The following is a 19,427-nucleotide window of genomic DNA, read 5'->3' as shown; positions in this document are numbered from 1 at the left end:
GTGGGAGCGGGTTCACCCGCGAAGGGGCGCAAAGCGGCCCTGGCTATTCCGAAGGCAATACCAATCGCTGCCCAGCCATCAACAGCGCCAACCGCGTCAACCCCGTCCAGGGCGAACCAGGCGCCTGGCCCTTGATCTGCGCATCGATACGCTGAGCATCCTGCAGCAACTGCGCCCAGCGCTGCGCCGACAGCCGTTGCAGGGCCTTGCTGACCAGTGGCCGGCGCTTGTCCCATACCGGCGGACGCGCCTGGCTGAAGGCTTTGTCGAGCGGGATGCCCTGGCTGAACTGCAAGGCGATACCCGCCAGCAGGCGCAGCTCGCGGGCCAGCGCCCAGAGAATCACCGGGGGCTCGACGCCCTCGCCGCGCAGGCCTTCAAGCATGCGCAGGGCATGGGTCGCATCGCCTTTGAGAATGGCATCGACCAGGCCAAACACATCGAAGCGAGCACTGTCGGCCACCGCGCTCTGCACGGTTTCGACGGTGATCTGGTTGCCTTCGGCGAGCAGCTTGAGCTTTTCGATCTCTTGGGCGGCTGCGAGCAGGTTGCCCTCGACCCGCGCCGCAATCAGGTCGACCGCATCCCGCTGGGCCGACAGCCCGGCCTGGGCCAAGCGCTGATTGATCCACTGCGGCAACTGCTGCGCATCGATCGGCCAGATCTGGATGAACTGGCACTGACTGCCCTCGACCAGCGCCTTGCCCCATTTGGTTTTCTGCGCACTGCCGTCGAGCTTGGGCAGGCTGATCAACAGCAAAGTGTCTTCAGCGGGCCGCGAGCAGTACTCGATCAGCGCCGCCGCGCCCTTGTCACCAGGCTTGCCCGAGGGCAGGCGCAGCTCGAGCAGGCGCCGCTGGGCGAACAGCGACAGGCTGGCACCGGCTTGCAGCAGCGTACCCCAGTCGAAGTTGGCATCGGCACTGAACACCTGGCGCTCGTCAAAACCCTGCTGGCGGGCGGCGGCGCGAATCGCGTCGGCGGCCTCCTGGCACAGCAGCGGGTCATCGCCGCTGACGATATAGACAGGCGCAAGAGTACCTTGCAGATGCTTGTTGAGTTGGGCGGGGGCGAGCTTCATGAGCAGAGGTCGGGGCACCTGGCGGTGCCCCGCACGGGCTTAGGTGCCCGGGATTTCCAGTGGCGACTGCTGCGGGGTTTCGTCACGATAGCGCTGCGCGGCTTCGGCGGCTTCGGCTTCAGCCTTGGCACGTTGATCCGCTTGCTGCTGCAGTTCGTCGAGGTGAGCTGGGGTCAGCATCTGCAGGCGTACGACCATGGCCTGGACCAGATCACGGCGCATCTCGTCGCGGGTCTGGGTGCCTTCCTGGTCGGAACCGGTGATGTTGTCGCCGTCACGCACGTAGATCTTGCGCACTTCGAGCTTGTCGCTTAGCAGCGGCACGTTGTTCAGGCCGTTGATGCTGTAGTTGAGCACGGTGGTGAGTTCGTACTCGGCCGAGCGACTGCCGCTGCTGTAGGTGACTGCGCGCTGGGTCTGCTGCTCGTTGTCGAGCGACAGGCGATACGGCGCACCGCTGCGCAGGCTGACGCCGCTGCGCTCAAGTACCTGGCGCAGTTGGGTAACGGTCTGGCCGTAGGCGTCACGCGCGCTGACATCAAGTTCCTTGATGGTCAGCTCGGTAGTGCCGGTGCCGCGCAGCTGGAAACCGCAGGCGCTGAGCATGACGGCCAGGCCCATTACCAGCAGATTGCGTTTGATCATGTTGAAGCTCCCTTGTGGGCCGATTCCGCTCGCCCGCAGTGCCTGCGGGCGAGCGTTGCCATCAGTTGGCGACGATGTTGACCAGTTTGCCTGGAACCACGATGACCTTGCGAATGGTCAGGCCGTCGGTGAAGCGCACCACGTTTTCGTTGGCGCGCGCCGCAGCTTCGACTTCTTCGCGGCTGGCAGTGGCGGGCATTTCGACCTGACCACGCAGCTTGCCGTTGACCTGTACCACCAGTGTCACGCTGTCTTGCACCAGGGCGCTTTCATCCACGCTCGGCCAGGTGGCGTCGATCACCGCCTCGCTGTGGCCCAGGTGCTGCCACAGCGAATGACTGATGTGCGGGGTGATCGGTGCCAGCAGCAGGGTGACTGCTTCCAGGCCTTCCTGCAGCAGGGCACGGTCCTGGGCGGTAGCGGTCGGGGCTTTTTCCAGCACGTTCATCACGGTCATCACCTGGGCGATGGCAGTGTTGAATTTATGGTGCAGGCCAACATCGCTGCTGGCTTGCTTGATCGCCACGTGAATCGCGCGGCGGATCGCCTTTTGCCCGTCATCCAGTGCCGCAGTGTCCAGCTTGCCCGGCAAGCCGAGGCTCACATGGGCCTGGGCCAGGCGCCAGACGCGACGCAGGAAGCGGCTTGCGCCTTCAACGCCGGAATCGGACCATTCCAGGCTCATGTCCGGCGGCGAGGCGAACATCATGAACAGGCGGCAGGTGTCGGCGCCGTAGACGTCGATCATCGACTGTGGGTCGACGCCGTTGTTCTTCGACTTGGACATCTTCTCGGTGCCGCCGATTTCCACCGGCAGGCCGTCGGTCTTGAGGCGAGCACTGATGACCTTGGCCTTGCTGTCGCGCTCCAGCTCGACATCAGCCGGGTTGAACCAGTCCTTGCCGCCATTGCTGGCTACACGGTAGTAGGTTTCGGCAACGACCATGCCCTGGGTCAGCAGGTTCTTGAACGGCTCGTTAGATGTGACCAGGCCTTCATCGCGCATCAGCTTGTGGAAGAAGCGCGCATACAGCAGGTGCAGAATGGCGTGCTCGATACCACCGATGTACTGATCGACTGGCAGCCAGTGGTTGGCCGCTTTCGGGTCGACCATGCCACCTTCGTAGTTCGGCGAGGCGTAACGGGCGAAGTACCAGGACGACTCGACAAAGGTGTCCATGGTGTCGGTTTCGCGCTTGGCCGCAGCGCCGCACTTGGGGCAGCTGCATTCATAGAACTCAGGCAGGCGTGCCAGTGGCGAGCCGGCGCCATCGGGTACGACGTTCTCTGGCAGGGTGACTGGCAGTTGGTCTTCCGGCACCGGCACGTCGCCGCACGATGGGCAGTGGATGATCGGGATCGGGCAGCCCCAGTAGCGCTGGCGGCTGATGCCCCAGTCGCGCAGACGGAACTGCGTGCGCGATTTGCCCAGCTCCTTGCTGATCAGCGCGGCTTCGATGGCGTCGAACGCGCCAGCGAAGTCGAGGCCGTCAAAGGCGCCGGAGTTGATCAGGGTGCCGTGCTCGCCGTAGGCGGCTTCCCAGGTGCTGCCGACTTCGTCGCCAGCGCTGGTGCGCACCACGGCCTTGATCGGCAGCGAGTACTTCTGGGCGAACTCGAAGTCACGCTCGTCGTGGGCCGGCACCGCCATGACAGCGCCGTCGCCGTAGTGCATCAGCACATAGTTGGCGACCCAGACCGGCAGTTTCTCACCGGTCAGTGGGTGCTCGACGAACAGCGACGTGGCGAGGCCTTTCTTTTCCTGGGTGGCCATGTCGGCCTCGGCAACGCTGCCGCCTTTGCATTCGTCGATGAACGCCTGCAGCGCCGGGTTGCCTTGGGCAGCCTGGGTAGCCAGCGGGTGCTCGGCGGCGACGGCGACGTAGGTCGCGCCCATCAGCGTGTCGGGGCGGGTAGTGAAGACTTTAAGTGCACCGGCATGACCAATGCTTGCCTGGTCATAGGGGAACTGCACTTCCATCCCGCGCGACTTGCCGATCCAGTTGCGCTGCATGGTCTTGACCTGTTCAGGCCAGCCCGGCAACTCGTCGAGGCTTTCCAGCAGCTCGTCTGCGTATGCGGTGATGCGGAAGTAGTACATCGGGATTTCGCGCTTTTCGATCAGCGCGCCCGAACGCCAGCCACGGCCGTCGATAACCTGTTCGTTGGCCAGTACCGTCTGATCGACAGGGTCCCAGTTGACCGTACCGTTCTTGCGGTAGATGACGCCTTTTTCGAACAGACGAGTGAACAGCCACTGTTCCCAGCGGTAGTAGTCCGGCTTGCAGGTGGTGACTTCACGCGACCAGTCGATGGCCAGACCCAGGCTCTTGAGCTGGGTCTTCATGTAGTCGATGTTTTCGTAGGTCCACTTGGCCGGGGCGACGTTGTTCTTCATCGCGGCGTTTTCCGCCGGCATGCCGAAGGCGTCCCAGCCCATCGGCTGCAGCACGTTCTTGCCGAGCATGCGCTGGTAGCGCGCGATCACGTCACCAATGGTGTAGTTGCGCACGTGGCCCATGTGTAGCTTGCCGCTCGGGTACGGGAACATCGATAGGCAATAGAAAGTGTCTTTGCCTAGCTGTTCGGTAACAGCGAACGATTGTTGCTCGTCCCAGGATTTCTGGGCGGCGGCTTCTATGTCACGGGGCGTGTATTGTTCGTGCATGGCTACTTTTGGCTGAGAGAGAGAAGACCTTGTTCCCGGCAGCGGAACCTCGCTGCATCCGGCACTCCGGTGTCGGTGAGAGTGAACGCCGTAGCATACATGAGCGCTGTGTATCGTGGGAAACCCAATTGGCCCGCAGCGGTGCCGGGGGCCGTTGGTCGCAGCGCTCTGCTGCTTTGCACAACGCCGCTAAGCTCAGGTGTGGGGGGAGATATCGTTATCTTCAATGAGGTGAACGGATGGGAGAGTCGCAGTTACCCGCAAGCAAACCGGAGCTGTATGAACGCTTGATCGACCGCCTTGGGCTGGCCTTGGAAGCTGCCCGCACGGCGGTGCGATTGCGCGACGAGATGCCAGCGGAACTTGAGTTGCGTGGCCTGAGCCCCGCAGAGTTCGAAGTGATCAAGGCCTATCTGGAGATCTTTCCAGAGAGCCGCATTGCCAGCGCCGCTGCGGTCAAACCAGCGGAGCCGAGCTCAGCCAAGATCATCTGGCTCAAGGACAGGAAGCGCTCCGTCGCCCCGGTCGGATCCAGGACGCTGCCGCATCGGTAGCCGTGCTGGCCTGCTGGCGCGCAAAACGCCGCGCGCCGGTTCAATCATCTACATAGCATGATCGGCGCCGGGCGCTACTTGTCGCTCGGTGTCGATCCTCTTAGTCTGCACGCCTTCACAGGAGGTGCAGGCAATGCCTATTCGATTCTTTATCAAGCAGTGGCTGATGCCGCCTGGCTTGCTGTTCATCTTGCTGCTGGCCGCGTGGTGGTTGCGCAAGCGCCGGCCGCGGCTGGCATTTGCCTGCTTTACGTTGGGGCTGGGCGGTTTATGGCTGATGAGCCTGCCGCTGGTGGTGGAGCAGGTCGCGCGCCAGCTGGAAACCGAAACGCCGCTGAGTCTGGCGCAGTGGTCGGGGCTGGCCCAGCGGGCAGATGCGATCGTGGTACTCGGCGCCGGCCGCGAGCGCGGCGATCCTGCCTGGGGTGGTCAGGATCAACCTACCGGGCACGCGCTGGAGCGCATGCGCTATGCCGCGCAATTGGCCAAGGCCTCTGGTTTGCCGGTATTGACCAGCGGTGGCTTGCACTACGGTACCCCGCCCAGCGAGGCGCAGTTGATGGCCGATCGGCTGCGCGATGACTTTGGCGTTACGGTGAAGTGGCAGGAGCAGGCCAGCCGTACCACCTGGGAAAACGCCCAGATGAGCGCGCAACTGTTGCAGCCGTTGGGCATTCGCCGGGTGGTGGTAGTGACCCAGGCCTGGCACATGCAGCGCTCGCGCTGGAGCTTCGAGCAGGCGGGCTTCGAGGTAGTGCCGGCGCCGGTGGGCTTCCTCGGCCAGGATCATGCGCGGCCGTTTGCCGGGCTGCTGCCTGAAAGCAGAGCAGTCTGGCAGAGCGGGCAATTGCTCAATGAGGTGGCGGGTATGATCGGTTATCGGCTGTTCTACTGAGGCAATGCGCCTTCCGCTCATTACACCGCCCCTTGTAGGAGCGGCCTTGTGTCGCGAAAGGGCTGCGTAGCGGCCCCAGATTTCAGCTTCGCCGCCGAGATCCCCGGGCCCGCTTTGCGGGCCTTTCGCGACACAAGGCCGCTCCTACAGGGGACCGCGCAGGCAGGTGTTGCGCGGTTTGCTCACACGGTTTTGGCTATGCGCCTGGCGGCCAACGCCCAGCCCATCAGCAACAGACAAACAATCGCCAGCGGCCACGAGCGCCATTGCAGGTAGGGCGTCAGTTGCTGCATCGGCACCACTTCGCCATACAGGATCGCCTGCTGGAACTGCGGGATCTGCGTGGTGATGCGGCCAAACGGGTCGATCAGCGCGGTAACGCCATTGTTGGTCGCACGGATCATCCAGCGCCCCGCTTCAAGCGCACGCATCTGCGCCATCTGCAGGTGCTGCAGCGGGCCGATCGAGGTGCCGAACCAGGTGTCGTTGCTGATGGTCAGGAGCAGATCGCTGCGCGCCGCCAGGCTGGCGGCAAACTCGGGGTAGACCACTTCGTAGCAGATGTACGGGGCGATCTGATAACCCTTGGCCTGCAGCAGCGGCTGGTCATCCGGGCCGCGGGCGAAGTCCGACATCGGCAGGTTGAAGAACTCGATCGCCCCGCGCAGCATGTCCTGCAGCGGCACGTACTCGCCAAACGGCACCAGCTTCTGCTTGAGGTAGGTGCCATCGCCTTCACCGGTCACGGTGATGCCGTTGAAGTAGCGCCGTTGCTGATGCACCACTTCGCGCACCGGTACCCCGGTAATCAAGGCCGAGTTGCGCTCGGCGGCAAAGCGTCCCATCACGTCGATGTAGCCCTGGGCCTGATCCTTGAGGACCGGCACGGCCGTCTCGGGCCAGACCAGCAGATCCACTCGCTTGGAGGTAAAGCTCATGTCGCGGTACAGCGCCAGTTGCGCGTCGATGTGTGCTGGGTCCCACTTCAGGTCCTGCTCGACATTGCCTTGCACGGCGGCGACGCTCAGCGGCTCGCCGGCAGGGCGCGTCCAGGCGTGGTCCTTGAGGGCCATGCCGAGTACCCATGGCGCCACCAGCAACAGTGCGCCAACTGCCATGAATGCCGGGCGTGCGCGCAGCCGGTGCAGGTTGCACAGCAATGCAGCGCTGAGGGCCAGGGCAAACGAGATCAGCCACACCCCGCCGAGCGGCGCGAGGCCGGCTAGCGGGCCATGCAGCTGGCTGTAACCGGAGTACAGCCACGGGAAGCCGGTCAGGAACCAGCCGCGGAAGGCCTCTTGCAGCAGCCACAGCGCGGCAAAGCACAAGGCGTCGGCTAGCGGCGCTTCGTTACGGCGCAGCCAGCGCGCCCAGAGCCAGGCGGGCAGGGCAAAGAACCAGGCAATGGCGGCAAAGAATGCCACCAGCAGCAGTACCGCCAACAACGGCGAGGCGCCGCCGTAGGTGGTCATGCTGATGTAGATCCAGCTGGTGCCGGCGCCGTACAGGCCGAAGCCGAAGCACCAGCCGCGACCCATGGCCTGGCGTGGGCTCAGCTCGCGCAGGCCAGCGTAGAACAGGCCGACGGCAAGCAGGGCCAGCGGCCACAGGTCGAACGGCGACAGGGCCAGCAGGGTAGACGCGCCGGCCGCCATGGCCAGCAGGTTACCGCGCCAGCCGGGGCGGGTGATCCAACGCATGGTGTTCCTTAACGGCTAATCGGGGTCAGGCGCAGCAAGTGCACGCGGCGGCTGTCGGCGTTGAGCACGCGGAAGCGATACGCGCCGATTTCGGTGGTTTCGTTGCGCTTGGGCAGGTGACCGAAGGCGCTCATCACCAGGCCGCCGACGGTGTCGAACTCGTCATCGGAGAACTCGCTGTCGAAGAACTCGTTGAAGTTCTCGATCGGCGTCAGCGCCTTGACCAGGAAGTCGCCACTTGGCAGCGGCTTGATGTAGCTGTCTTCTTCGACATCGTGTTCGTCTTCGATGTCGCCGACGATCTGCTCAAGCACGTCTTCGATGGTGACCAGGCCGGCGACGCCGCCGTATTCGTCGATCACCACGGCCATGTGGTTGTGGTTGGCGCGAAACTCGCGCAGCAGCACATTCAGGCGCTTGGACTCCGGCACGAAAGTGGCCGGGCGCAGCAGGTCCTTGATGTTGAAGCTGTCGCCGTTCTCCTGAAGGATCAGCGGCAGCAGATCCTTGGCCAGGAGGATCCCGAGCACATCGTCATGGCTTTCGCCGACCACCGGATAACGCGAGTGCGCGGCATCGATCACCGACGGCAGAAACTCGCGCGGGGTCTGGCTGGCCTTGATGCTGATCATCTGCGAGCGCGGCACCATGATGTCGCGTACCTGCAGGTCGGCGACCTGAATTGCACCTTCGACGATAGTCAGCGCTTCGCTGTCGAGCAGCTTGTTCTGATGGGCTTCGCGCAGCAGCTCGAGGAGCTCCTGGCGGTTTTTCGGCTCATGGGCAAAAGCCTGGGTCAGTTTGCCCAGCCAGGACTTTTGCCCGTTGCTCGATCGGTCTTCGCTCATGGCGGTTACTCGTGTTCCTTGCTGATGTCGGTAGTAGGGAGGTGGTCGTCGGCATACGGGTCAGGGTGACCCAGTTCTGCCAGCAATGTTCGTTCCAGTGCTTCCATCTCTTCGGCTTCGTCATCATCGATGTGATCGTAGCCAAGCAGATGCAGGCAACCATGGATAACCAGGTGTGCCCAGTGTGCTTCAAGTGCCTTGCCCTGTTCGGCCGCTTCGCGCTCGACCACGGCCACGCAGATCACCAGATCGCCCAGCAGGGGAATATCGAGCAGTTCGTCGGGGACGTCGGCAGGAAATGACAACACATTGGTTGCGTAATCTTTATGACGGTAGGTGTGATTGAGCTCACGGCCTTCGCTTTCATCGACCAGGCGAATGGTCATTTCCGAATCGGCAGTGCGCTGGCGCAAGGCCAGCTCACACCAGCGGCGGAAGTCGGCGTCATCAGGGCTGGCCGCATCGGTAGCCCGTTGCAGGTCGAGTTCAAGCATCGCGTGCGGGTGCCTCGGCCTGGCGGCTCTCGAAACGGTCGTAGGCCTCGACGATGCGCTGCACCAATGGGTGACGCACGACGTCCTTGGACTGGAAGTGGGTAAAGCTGATGCCCTGCACGTCCTTGAGCACATCGATGACATGGGTCAGGCCCGACTTGGTGCCGCGTGGCAGGTCGACCTGGGTGATGTCACCGGTGATCACCGCGGTCGAGCCGAAGCCGATCCGGGTGAGGAACATCTTCATCTGCTCGAGCGTGGTGTTCTGGCTTTCGTCGAGGATGATGAAGCTGTTGTTCAAGGTGCGACCGCGCATGTACGCCAGCGGCGCGATCTCGATGACCTGACGCTCGATCAGCTTGGCCACATGCTCGAAACCGAGCATTTCGTAAAGAGCGTCGTACAGCGGACGCAGATACGGGTCGATCTTCTGCGACAGGTCGCCGGGCAGGAAACCGAGCTTTTCGCCCGCTTCGACCGCCGGACGCACCAGCAGGATGCGCCGCACCTGTTCGCGCTCCAGCGCATCGACTGCGCAGGCTACGGCCAGGTAGGTCTTGCCGGTACCGGCCGGGCCAACACCGAAGTTGATGTCGTTGGCGAGGATCTCTTTGACGTAGCGTTGCTGGTTGGCACCGCGCGGGGTGATCTTGCCCTTGCGCGTGCGCAGCGAAACGCTGACCTCGTTGACCGCCGGGTTGGCGATGTGTTCGACCGCCGACTCCTGCAGATACAGGTGGACCGTTTCCGGCGACAGCTCGGTGGCCTTGGTCTCACGATAGAGACGGCGCAGCAGCTGTTCGGCAGCGGAGGTGGTCTTGGGTTCGCCGACCAGTTCGAACTGGTTGCCGCGGTTGCGGATCTGGATGGACAGACGCTGCTCGATGAGCCGCAGGTGCTCGTCGAACTGGCCACACAGGTTGGCGAAACGATGGGCCTCGAAGGGTTCGAGGATGAAACGATGGGGTTCTATGGGTGCGTTCAAGGTCGTTTTAGGCCGCTCGCCGGCTATAGAGGTGAACTCAAGAATAACCCTTGTCTGACAGTGGCGAAAGCACTGAAACGATCAAGGGTCGGTGCAGGCGCTTTTGCCGACCAATTGACCCGCCGTCGGTGCCATGTGAGGCCTCGTAGTGAGCCGGGCTCTGCTATGATGCGGGCCATTTTCAGACCAGTGTGCCTATACGCCGATCATGAGCAAAAGCGAACCCGCGATCTACAAAGTGATCTTCCTCAATCAGGGGCAGGTCTTTGAAATGTACGCCAAGCAGATCTTCCAGAGCGACCTCTGGGGTTTTCTCGAAATCGAAGAGTTCGTCTTCGGCGAGCGCACCCAGGTGGTGGTCGATCCGAGCGAAGAAAAGCTCAAGGCCCAGTTTGAGGGAGTGATCCGCAGCTTCGTGCCGATGCACTCGATCGTGCGCATCGATGAAGTCGAGCGGTTGGGTACGGCGAAGATCAGCGAAGCCAAGATCACCGGCAACGTGATGCCGTTCCCGATGCCAATACCTACCAAATAATCCTTACGGCAGCGGGGCGAAAGGGCTGCGGCCCTCGGCGTTCTGCAGTTCGAGCAGGTATTTGCGGAAGATCTGGCCGAGCACCTGGGTGGCGTGCTCGAGTTCGTCGCGGGGCATCTGCTCGGTGACTTCGTCAGCCAGGTCGAGGGCATCCTCGGCACCGTTGACCGCGGCCATCTTCAGCAGAATGTACGCCTGGACATTGTTGGCTTTGACCCCTTCACCATGGAAGAACATCGAGCCAAGCCGATACTGGGCCTGAGCATGGCCTTGCAACGAGGCTTGCTGGAACCAGTTGAGGGCTTTGTTGAGGTCGCGTGCGGCTTGCTCGCCGTTACCGCTGTAGTAGAACTCGCCCAGCTCGTACTGCGCCTGGGCATCCCCAGACTCGGCAGTGTGCTCGCACGCCTTGATGGCGTTCTGCAGGTCCTCTGGCTGAACGTTGAGAGTGCAGCGGCCCGTCGCTGGAATCAGCAACGAGTTACCGCCCTCTGCCAAGGCCAGCAGGGGCTGAAGGAGCAACAGGCAGCCCAGGGTCAGGGCGCGGCCGGTGCGGTTCATGGGGATCGACTTACCTCTGCAAGCTGTCCGATGTCTCTGGTGGCACATTATGGGATAAGCAGCGCCAACCTTACAAAGTTTTACTCGATTTTCTGTTGAAGGTGGGTCTGCGGGGGCCTTTTCGCGGCGGACCGCCGCGAAAAGGCCCTCAGCCGCGCTGATTTACTTCAGCTTGGCAAACGCCCGCTCGGCCGCATCCAAAGTGATTTTCAGCTCGGTATCGCCATGCACGATCGAGGTGAAACCAGCCTCATACGCGCTTGGCGCCAGGTACACACCGCCTTCCAGCATCAGGTGGAAGAAGCGCTTGAAGCGCTCGGTGTCGCTGGCCATGACGTCGTCGAAGGTGACGATATCGTCCGCGCCGGTGAAGTACAGGCCAAACATACCACCCGCTTGAGTGGTGACAAACGGCACGCCCGCAGCATCGGCGCGCTGTTGCAGGCCGTCGAGCAGGTTGCTGGTGAAGCGGCTCAGCTCATCGTGGAAGCCCGGACGGCTGATCAGCTTGAGGGTAGTCAGGCCGGCGGCCATGGCCAGTGGGTTACCCGACAGGGTACCGGCCTGGTAGACCGGGCCGAGCGGGGCGATGCATTCCATGATCGCGCGCTTGCCGCCGAAGCAGCCGACCGGCATGCCGCCACCGACGATCTTGCCGAAGGTAGACAGGTCCGGGGTGATGCCGTAATGACCCTGGGCGCCGCCCAGCGATACCCGGAAGCCAGTCATCACTTCGTCGAAGATCAACACCACGCCATGCTTGTCGCACTGCTCGCGCAGGCCTTCAAGAAAGCCCGGCGCCGGCGGTACGCAGTTCATGTTGCCGGCAACCGGCTCGACGATGATACAGGCGACACTCTGGCCGACTTCGGCGAGGGTCTTTTCGACTTCGGCGAGGTCGTTGAACGGCAGGGTCAGGGTGTGCTTGGCAAAGTCTGCCGGGACCCCGGCCGAACTCGGCACGCCCTGGGTCAGCAGGCCGGAGCCGGCCTTGACCAGCAGGCTGTCGGAGTGGCCGTGGTAGCAGCCTTCGAACTTGATGATAGCGTCGCGGCCGGTGTAGCCACGAGCCAGGCGAATGGCGCTCATGGTCGCTTCGGTGCCGGAGCTGACCATACGCACCATCTCCATCGACGGCACCAGCGAGCAGACCAGGTCGGCCATCTCGGTTTCCATCGCGGTCGGCGCGCCGTACGACAAGCCGTGTTCGAGCTGCTTGCGCACCGAGTCGAGCACGTCCGGGTGGCTGTGGCCGAGAATCATCGGCCCCCACGAGCCGACATAGTCGACGTAGCGCTTGTCGTCTTCATCGATGACGTAGGCGCCCTGGGCGTGCTTGAAGAACAGCGGCGTGCCACCGACGCTCTTGAAGGCACGCACCGGCGAGTTGACGCCACCGGGGATGTGCTTCTGGGCCTGGGCAAAAAGGAGTTCGGAACGGGACATGGTTTTCTCTCGAATTCAGGAAGCGAACAGCGCGTTGAACGCGCGGGCCCGGCGGGTGACTTCGTGGGCGTCGTCAGCCGCAAACAGGCCATGAATGACGGCCAGCAGGTCGGCGCCGTGGTCGATCAATGCCGAGGCGTTGTCGAGGGTGACGCCGCCGATCACGGCGATCGGCAGTTTCACCGTGGCGCGGGCCTGGGCCAGCAACTCCAGGCTGGCAGCCGGCGCGCCGGGTTTGGTCACGGAGTTGAAAAAGCGCCCGAAAGCGACATAGTTGGCGCCTTCACGGGCGGCCTGCTCGGCCAGGTCGAGTTGAGCGTGACAGGTCGAGCCGATGATTGCATTGCGCCCGAGCAAGGCTCTGGCAGGTGTCAGCGGGCCGTCGGTCTGGCCCAGGTGCACGCCGACGCCCAGGCGCGCGGCCAGCTCGGCGTCGTCGTTGATGATCAGTTGGGTGCCGTAACGCTCGCAGAGCACCTTCAAGGCTTCCGCTTCGCGCAGGCGCTTGGCCGCATCGTCGCTCTTGTCGCGGTACTGCAGCAGGCGCACACCGCCGGCCAGCGCCGCTTCTACATGGGATTCAAAGCGGCCAGCGAGCAGCTGGCTGTCGGTGATCGCGTACAGACCGCGTAGCTTCATGTCAGGCCTCGTGTGCGTAGCTCAGGAGCAGAAATCCAGCGGCAGGCGGCGCGGCACGAATTGGCCACGGCCCAGTTGTTCGGCGTCGCGCAGAGTCCGCCAGGTGTAGTCGAGGGCGCTGCGTACGGCGCTTTGCAGTTCTTCGCCAAGGGCCAGGCGACCGGCCAGGGCGCTGGCCACGGTGCAACCGGAACCGTGATAGCTGCCCGGCAAGCGCTGGCAGAGCCAGGTCTGGCTGCTGCCATCGCGGCTGTACAGGCGGTTATGAATGGCGTCTTCGTCACCGTGGCCGCCGGTAATCAACAGGTTTTTGCAGAACGGCAGCAGCTTGGCTGCGCACTCGTCGGCAGTGCCTTCGGGCAGCTCGGCGAGAATGCGTGCCTCGGGCAGGTTGGGCGTGGCGATGGTCGCCAGCGGCAACAGCCGTTCGCGCACGGCATAGCCGACCTCATCCTTGCCCAGCCGACCACCGCCGCCAGCGCGCAGTACCGGGTCACAGACCAGCGGCAGGTGCGGGTGCGCTGCCAGCAGCTCGGCCACGGTGTCGACCATTTCGATCGAGCCGAGCATGCCCAGCTTCACCGCCGCCACCTGCGAGTCGTTGAGTACGGCGTTGGCCTGGGCCAGCACCCACTCGCGGTCGAGCACGCGGAAGTCGGAGACGTTGACGGTATCCTGCACGGTCAGAGCGGTCACGGCGGGCGCGGCGTGACAGCCTTGGGCGATCAGGGCTTCGATATCTGCCTGCAGGCCGGCGCCGCCACTGGGGTCGTGGCCGGAGAGACAGAGGACAACGGGGCGGGAGCTGTAGATATTCATGGTCGGCGAGCTTACCACCAAACCTATTTCGGCGAAGCGCCCCGCGTGTCGATAGTGCAGGGCGTTGCTCGGGATGGGACGGTTATTTCGCCTGTAAATGGCGTGCTAGAGCTGTTCAGTCAAAATAATGCGGACTTGATCGCCATCACTGATGGCTATGCTAGAGTGCACAAATAATTCGATAACGGGCTCTACCGGATTACGTCGCCTCAAAGGGAAAGGGGGCCAACGCGACGCAACCGAAAGGGCCATGCTGGGGCTGTAATGCGCTATTTGCTGATCATCTTGCTGGGCTGCTTGCCCGCGCTCGCCGCAGCTGTGGATTTTGACGACGCGACCCGGCATCTGCCGCTAGGCAAAATCATGCAGGTGTATGAGGACCGCACGGCCAGTGCGACCATTGCCGAGGTCAGCTCGGCGGAATTTGCCGAGCGTTTTGTCACCCATAAAGAAGACGTGCTCAACGCCGGTTATTCCAACTCGGTGTTCTGGCTGCGCCTTGATCTGCGCTACGTCGCGCCGGCCAGCCAGGCCGCCCGGCAATGGCTGCTGGAACTCGCCTACCCGCCGCTCGATCACCTCGAGCTATACCTGGCCGACGCCCGCGGCCATTTCAAGCTGGCGCAGCGCACCGGTGATGCCCTGCCGTATGCCAGCCGGCAGATCCAGCAGAACAACTACCTGTTCGAACTACCGCTGCAGCCCGGCCAGCCGACCACGGTGTATCTGCGCCTGCAGAGCGAAGGCTCGGTTCAGGCGCCGCTGACGCTATGGTCGGTGAATGCCTACATGGAGGATCAGCCTACCCGCCTGTATGTGCTGGGGATGATCTACGGCGTGTTGCTGGTGATGCTGGTGTACAACCTGTTCATCTACATCAGTGTGCGCGACGTCAGCTACCTCTATTACATCCTCTATATAGCCTCGTTCGGCTTGTACCAGGTGTCGGTCAACGGCGCCGGAGTGGCGTATTTCTGGCCGGACAGCCCGTGGTGGGCAAACGCGGCGACACCGCTGTTCATCGGTGCCGCCGGCTTGTTCGGCTGCCAGTTTGCCCGCCACTTCCTGCAGATGGGCCTGCTCAGCCGCGGCTTCGACCGGCTGCTGCAAGTGCTGATGCTCGGCGGCGCGCTGGTCATGGTGCTGGCGGTGACCCTGCGCTACGGCGTGGCTCTGCGCATGGCCACGGTGCTGGCGCTGCTGTTCACCGTGAGTATCTTCAGCGCCGGGCTGTATGCCTGGTGGCGCGGGCTGCGGGTGGCGCGCTGGTTCATCATCGCCTGGTCGGCGTTTTTGCTCGGCGGGCTGGTCAATACCTTGATGGTGCTGGGCTATCTGCCCAACGTGTTCATCACCATGTACGCCAGCCAGCTCGGCTCCGCGCTGGAAGTTGCCTTGCTGTCGCTGGCTCTGGCCGATCGCATCAACAGCTTGCGCGAGCAGCAGGCGCAGACCCTGCGCGACACCGGCCAGGCCTTGGAGCAGCTCAACCAGCAACTGGCCCGCAGCAACCGTTTGAAGGACGAGTTCCTGTCGACCGTGACCCACGAGCTGCGCACCCCGATGAATGGCGTGATCGGCTCGCTGCAGCTGATGCAGACCCTGCCGATGGACAGCGAACTCAGCCAGTACCAACACACTGCCACACGCTCCGCCCAAGACATGATGGTGATGGTCGACGACATCCTCATCCTGAGCGAACTGCAGGCGGGCCGGCTGCGTGCGCATCCCTTGCCGTTCAACCTGCGCCGCGAGTTGCAGGAACTGCGCGCCAGCTTTGCCGGGCTGGCCTTGAGCAAAGGCCTGTACCTGAGTTTGGATATCCCGGCCGACCTGCCCGACGAGCTGGTCGGCGATGCGCCAAAGCTGATGCGCTGCCTGCGTTGCCTGGTCGACAACGGCTTGAAGTTCACCGAGCAGGGTGGGGTGATGATCAAGGTCCGTGGCCGCCGGGTTGGCCCGCACAGCCTGGCGCTGTCGTTTATCGTCAGTGACAGCGGCATTGGTTTTGATGACCTTGATCAGGCCACGCTTTATCAGCGCTTCTTCCAGGTCGATGGCTCGATGACCCGGCGCTATGGCGGGCTGGGCATCGGCCTGTCGATCTGCCGGCAGTTGGGCGATTTGCTTGAAGCGAGCCTGTCGCATGAGTCGACCCGCGGACTGGGCAGCCGTTTCGAACTTACCCTGAACCTGAGCGCGGCCCAGGTACAGGCGCCGCCGGGCCGCGTTGCCAGGTTCTGAGTGCACGGCGTTGTCGTAAAGCGCCGCCGCGATAGGCCGATTCGTCACTTTGACTGACCGCGCAACGGTGCTTCACTGGCAGTCCAAGGCCAGCACGGCACGAGGAGCGCGCCCATGAACCTGCACCAGTACGCCGAGACTCACCAGGTCAGCAACCAGCCGCCTTCATTGGATGGCGCCAACCTGTACCGGCTCGATCTGCCGTTGCAGCAATGGTCACAGCGCTTTGGCGCGGGCTGGGCGCAGGCGCAGCTGGACAGCTATGGCGCGCTGGCCGGTGGGCCGCTGATGGCGGCGGGGTTTCTGGCCAACGCGCACAAGCCCGAGTTCCACAGCCACGACCGCTATGGCCATCGCATCGACCTGGTCGAATTTCATCCGGCCTATCACCAGTTGATGCGCACTGCTGTCGAGCATGGCTTGCCATCCTTGCCCTGGGCCGCGCCGCAGCCTGGTGCGCATGTTGCCCGCGCCGGGCTGACCTATCTGCACTCGCAAGCTGAAGCTGGCACCGGCTGCCCACTGACCATGACCTTTGCCGCGGTGCCTGCGCTGCGTGTGCAGCCGGAGCTTGCCGAGTACTGGCTGCCCAAGCTGCTGGCCCGCGACTACGACCCGCGCAATGTCGGCGACCGGCACAAGGCCGGTGTCACCCTCGGCATGGCCATGACCGAAAAGCAGGGCGGCACCGACGTGCGCGCCAACACCACGCGGGCCTATCCGGTCGGCGCCGGTGGCCCCGGCCAGGCGTACGAGCTGGTCGGGCACAAGTGGTTCTGCTCGGCGCCGATGTGCGATGCGTTTCTGACCCTGGCGCAGACCGACAAAGGCTTGAGCTGCTTTTTGCTGCCGCGCCATCGCCCCGATGACAGCCGCAACCAGTTCTATATCCAGCGCCTGAAAAACAAACTGGGCAACTGCTCCAATGCTTCCAGCGAAATCGAATTGCGCGGCGCCCTGGCGTGGATGATCGGCGAAGAGGGCCGCGGCGTGCCGACCATCATCGAAATGGTGGCGATGACCCGCTTCGACTGCATGGTCGGCTCCAGCGCGCTGATGCGCCAGGCGCTGACCCAGGCCGCGCACCACTGCGCCCATCGCCAGGTCAGTGGGCGCCTACTGGGCGAGCAACCCTTGATGCAGAACGTCCTCGCCGACCTCGCCCTGGAAAGCGAGGCCGCGCTGGCGCTGAGCCTGCGCATGGGCCAGGCATTGGACCAGCTCGAAGATCCGCAGCAGGCGCATTTCGCCCGGTTGATGACTGCGGTAGGCAAATACTGGATCTGCAAGCGCGCCCCGGCGATGATCAACGAAGCGGCGGAATGCATGGGCGGCGCGGGCTACGTCGAAGACAGTATCCTGCCGCGGTTGTACCGCGAGGCGCCGGTCAACTCGACCTGGGAGGGCTCGGGCAATGTGCAGTGTCTGGATGTGCTGCGTGCACTGAGCAAGGAGCCCGGTATTCAGGACGCGTTGTTCGCCGAGCTGGGCGATGGCCACGGCGAACCGCGGCTGGCGGCGCATATTGCCAGGCTCAAGAGCGCCTTGGCCGACACCAGTGACATCCAGTACCGCGCCCGCCAGCTGAGCGAAGACATTGCCCTGGCGGTGCAGGCCAAACTACTCCTCGAAGCGGGCAATGCGCAGGTCAGCGATGGCTTCATCGCCAGCCGCCTGGACGGCTCGGGCAGGGTCTACGGCGCCTTGCCGCGCGGTGTCGACGTGCAGGCGCTGGTCGCGCGGGCGACGCCGCCGTGGCCGTGCTGAGGCTAATGCATCCGCAGGGGTGTATTTGCTACCGAAGCAAGGCAAGATGGCTGCACGCATGACAGAAAACAGGAAGCCCAGCGTGAGCCAAGCGTTTGTAGTCGTTGATACCCCCGAACAGGCCGTCGACCGTCTGGCGGCCCTGCATGAACAGGCCACCGGTGCCCTCAGTCAGGCCCTCAAGCGTTACCTCAAGGACCGCACCGAACCGGACGCCGAAGAGCGCGCCCTGTACCGCTACCCAGCCTTGCGCCTGACCTACTACAGCAACGGCGAAGTCGCGGCCACCACCCGTGCCTACGGCAAGGTCCAGGTCGCTGGCACCTACAGCGTCACCGTGACCCAGCCTGAAGCCTTCCGCAGTTACCTGCTCGACCAGTTGCGGCCCCTGATGCACGACTACACGGTGACCGTGGAAGTCGGCGTCAGCGAGCAGAACATCCCCTACCCGTACGTGGTCGAGCAGGGCGATGAACTGGCCGGAACCGGCATCACCGCCGCCGCCCTGGCGCGGGTGTTCCCCAGCACCGACCTGTCGGCTGCCACCGACGATATCGCCGACGGCCTGTGGGACTGGAGCAATGCCGACAATCTGCCGCTGGCGCTGTTCGACGCCGCCCGCGTGGACTTCTCGCTGCGCCGCCTGGTGCACTACACCGGTAGCGACTGGCGCCATGTGCAGCCATGGATCCTGCTGACCAACTACCACCGCTACGTTGACCAGTTCATTGCCCATGGCCTTGAGCAGCTGCGTGACGACCCGCGCTTTGTGCGCATGGTCTTGCCCGGCAACGTGGTCATCGAAAAAGGCCTGAACGAAGGCGAGACCCAGGCGCTGGTGGCCAGCGTGGTCTGGCACCGCTTCCAGATGCCGGCCTATCACCTGATCGCCGCCGATGGCGACGGTGTGACCCTGGTCAACATCGGCGTCGGCCCGTCAAACGCCAAGAACATCACCGACCACTTGGCCGTGCTGCGCCCGCATTGCTGGCTGATGATCGGCCACTGTGGCGGCCTGCGTCAGTCGCAGACCATCGGCGATTACGTGCTGGCCCACGCCTACATGCGCCGCGACGGCATTCTTGATCGAGTGGTGCCGCCGAACATTCCTATCCCGGCCCTGGCCGAGGTGCAGATGGCGTTGCAGGAAGCGGCGGCGCAAGTCACCGGCGAGCGCGGCGACGAGCTGAAAAAACGCCTGCGCACCGGCACCGTGCTGACCTACGACGACCGCAACTGGGAGCTGCGCTGGGCCCAGGAACGGCCGCTGATCAACCTTTCGCGAGCGGTGGCGGTCGACATGGAAAGCGGCACCATCGCCGCCCAGGGTTATCGCCTGCGGGTGCCTTACGGGACCTTGCTCTGCGTGTCGGACAAACCCCTGCACAGCGAGATCAAGCTGCCAGGTTCGGCCAATGCGTTCTACAACCGCGCGGTCAGCCAGCACTTGAAAATCGGCATCGCCGCGCTGGATCTGCTGCGTACCGAGCTCAATTCGTTGCACTCGCGTAAACTGCGCAGCTTCGATGAGCCGCCGTTCCGCTGA

At 63.7% G+C, this 19,427-nt stretch carries 17 protein-coding genes; 6 read left to right on the top strand and 11 right to left on the bottom strand.

Annotated features, from left to right (window positions below; translation table 11 throughout):
• Window positions 1-43 precede the first annotated feature (43 nt).
• The 3 genes from holA to leuS form a co-directional block, all read right to left on the bottom strand.
• Window positions 44-1,081, bottom strand: coding sequence for a DNA polymerase III subunit delta (gene holA, locus ACIOAU_RS20850; protein WP_101322256.1), 1,038 nt, complete (start codon window positions 1,079-1,081; stop codon window positions 44-46).
• A 39-nt stretch (window positions 1,082-1,120) separates the two neighbouring features.
• Entirely contained in the window at window positions 1,121-1,726 is a 606-nt protein-coding gene (gene lptE / locus ACIOAU_RS20845; protein WP_401184389.1) for an LPS assembly lipoprotein LptE, read from the bottom strand.
• 61 nt (window positions 1,727-1,787) lie between these two features.
• A complete protein-coding gene (gene leuS, locus ACIOAU_RS20840; protein WP_401184386.1) occupies window positions 1,788-4,394 on the bottom strand; it encodes a leucine--tRNA ligase in 2,607 nt (868 codons plus the stop codon).
• A 239-nt stretch (window positions 4,395-4,633) separates the two neighbouring features.
• Here leuS and ACIOAU_RS20835 point away from each other — a divergent pair, with 239 nt between their 5' ends.
• Together ACIOAU_RS20835 and ACIOAU_RS20830 are read left to right on the top strand one after the other, a co-directional pair.
• Window positions 4,634-4,948 (top strand): hypothetical protein, encoded by a 315-nt coding sequence (locus ACIOAU_RS20835; protein WP_401184383.1) that lies wholly within the window; start codon window positions 4,634-4,636, stop codon window positions 4,946-4,948.
• Window positions 4,949-5,081: 133 nt separating this feature from the next.
• Complete coding sequence (locus tag ACIOAU_RS20830; RefSeq protein ID WP_101322252.1) at window positions 5,082-5,843, top strand: YdcF family protein; 762 nt, start codon at window positions 5,082-5,084, stop codon at window positions 5,841-5,843.
• A gap of 182 nt (window positions 5,844-6,025) precedes the next feature.
• Here the strand turns inward: ACIOAU_RS20830 and lnt are convergent, their stop codons facing one another.
• From lnt to ACIOAU_RS20810, 4 genes are read right to left on the bottom strand one after another with little or no spacing between them, the layout of a single operon-like run.
• A complete protein-coding gene (lnt, locus tag ACIOAU_RS20825) occupies window positions 6,026-7,543 on the bottom strand; it encodes an apolipoprotein N-acyltransferase (RefSeq protein ID WP_401184380.1) in 1,518 nt (505 codons plus the stop codon).
• A gap of 8 nt (window positions 7,544-7,551) precedes the next feature.
• On the bottom strand, window positions 7,552-8,391 hold the full coding sequence (locus tag ACIOAU_RS20820) for an HlyC/CorC family transporter (RefSeq protein ID WP_101322250.1): 840 nt from the start codon (window positions 8,389-8,391) through the stop codon (window positions 7,552-7,554).
• Window positions 8,392-8,396: 5 nt separating this feature from the next.
• Window positions 8,397-8,885, bottom strand: a complete 489-nt coding sequence (gene ybeY / locus ACIOAU_RS20815; protein ID WP_101322249.1) for an rRNA maturation RNase YbeY — start codon at window positions 8,883-8,885, stop codon at window positions 8,397-8,399.
• Window positions 8,878-9,870: a PhoH family protein gene (locus tag ACIOAU_RS20810; RefSeq protein ID WP_101322248.1), complete on the bottom strand. Its 993-nt coding sequence runs from the start codon at window positions 9,868-9,870 to the stop codon at window positions 8,878-8,880. The genes ybeY and ACIOAU_RS20810 overlap by 8 nt, the downstream gene beginning before the upstream one ends.
• 208 nt (window positions 9,871-10,078) lie before the next feature.
• Here ACIOAU_RS20810 and ACIOAU_RS20805 point away from each other — a divergent pair, with 208 nt between their 5' ends.
• Window positions 10,079-10,405, top strand: coding sequence for a DUF1820 family protein (locus ACIOAU_RS20805; RefSeq protein WP_101322247.1), 327 nt, complete (start codon window positions 10,079-10,081; stop codon window positions 10,403-10,405).
• 3 nt (window positions 10,406-10,408) lie between these two features.
• Here the strand turns inward: ACIOAU_RS20805 and ACIOAU_RS20800 are convergent, their stop codons facing one another.
• From ACIOAU_RS20800 to ACIOAU_RS20785, 4 genes are all read right to left on the bottom strand, one after another.
• On the bottom strand, window positions 10,409-10,966 hold the full coding sequence (locus tag ACIOAU_RS20800) for a tetratricopeptide repeat protein (RefSeq protein ID WP_401184375.1): 558 nt from the start codon (window positions 10,964-10,966) through the stop codon (window positions 10,409-10,411).
• Window positions 10,967-11,128: 162 nt separating this feature from the next.
• Complete coding sequence (hemL, locus tag ACIOAU_RS20795; protein WP_101322245.1) at window positions 11,129-12,412, bottom strand: glutamate-1-semialdehyde 2,1-aminomutase; 1,284 nt, start codon at window positions 12,410-12,412, stop codon at window positions 11,129-11,131.
• Between the two features lie 15 nt (window positions 12,413-12,427).
• Entirely contained in the window at window positions 12,428-13,051 is a 624-nt protein-coding gene (thiE, locus tag ACIOAU_RS20790; protein WP_401184372.1) for a thiamine phosphate synthase, read from the bottom strand.
• Between the two features lie 21 nt (window positions 13,052-13,072).
• Window positions 13,073-13,870 carry a hydroxymethylpyrimidine/phosphomethylpyrimidine kinase gene (locus ACIOAU_RS20785; protein WP_401184369.1) on the bottom strand — a complete coding sequence of 266 codons (798 nt, stop codon included), beginning with the start codon at window positions 13,868-13,870 and terminating at the stop codon, window positions 13,073-13,075.
• Between the two features lie 264 nt (window positions 13,871-14,134).
• On the opposite strand from ACIOAU_RS20785, the gene ACIOAU_RS20780 reads away from it, so the two are divergent.
• From ACIOAU_RS20780 to amn, 3 genes are all read left to right on the top strand, one after another.
• A complete protein-coding gene (locus ACIOAU_RS20780; protein ID WP_401184366.1) occupies window positions 14,135-16,114 on the top strand; it encodes a 7TM diverse intracellular signaling domain-containing protein in 1,980 nt (659 codons plus the stop codon).
• Window positions 16,115-16,228: 114 nt separating this feature from the next.
• Window positions 16,229-17,881: an acyl-CoA dehydrogenase family protein gene (locus ACIOAU_RS20775; protein ID WP_401184363.1), complete on the top strand. Its 1,653-nt coding sequence runs from the start codon at window positions 16,229-16,231 to the stop codon at window positions 17,879-17,881.
• 58 nt (window positions 17,882-17,939) lie between these two features.
• Window positions 17,940-19,427 carry an AMP nucleosidase gene (amn, locus tag ACIOAU_RS20770; protein ID WP_178080798.1) on the top strand — a complete coding sequence of 496 codons (1,488 nt, stop codon included), beginning with the start codon at window positions 17,940-17,942 and terminating at the stop codon, window positions 19,425-19,427.

Source organism: Pseudomonas sp. NPDC088322 (genome assembly GCF_044740745.1).
Lineage (GTDB): Bacteria > Pseudomonadota > Gammaproteobacteria > Pseudomonadales > Pseudomonadaceae > Aquipseudomonas > Aquipseudomonas shirazensis.
Note: the sequence above shows the minus strand (reverse complement) of the source record. Positions and strands in the feature narration are given on the sequence as shown.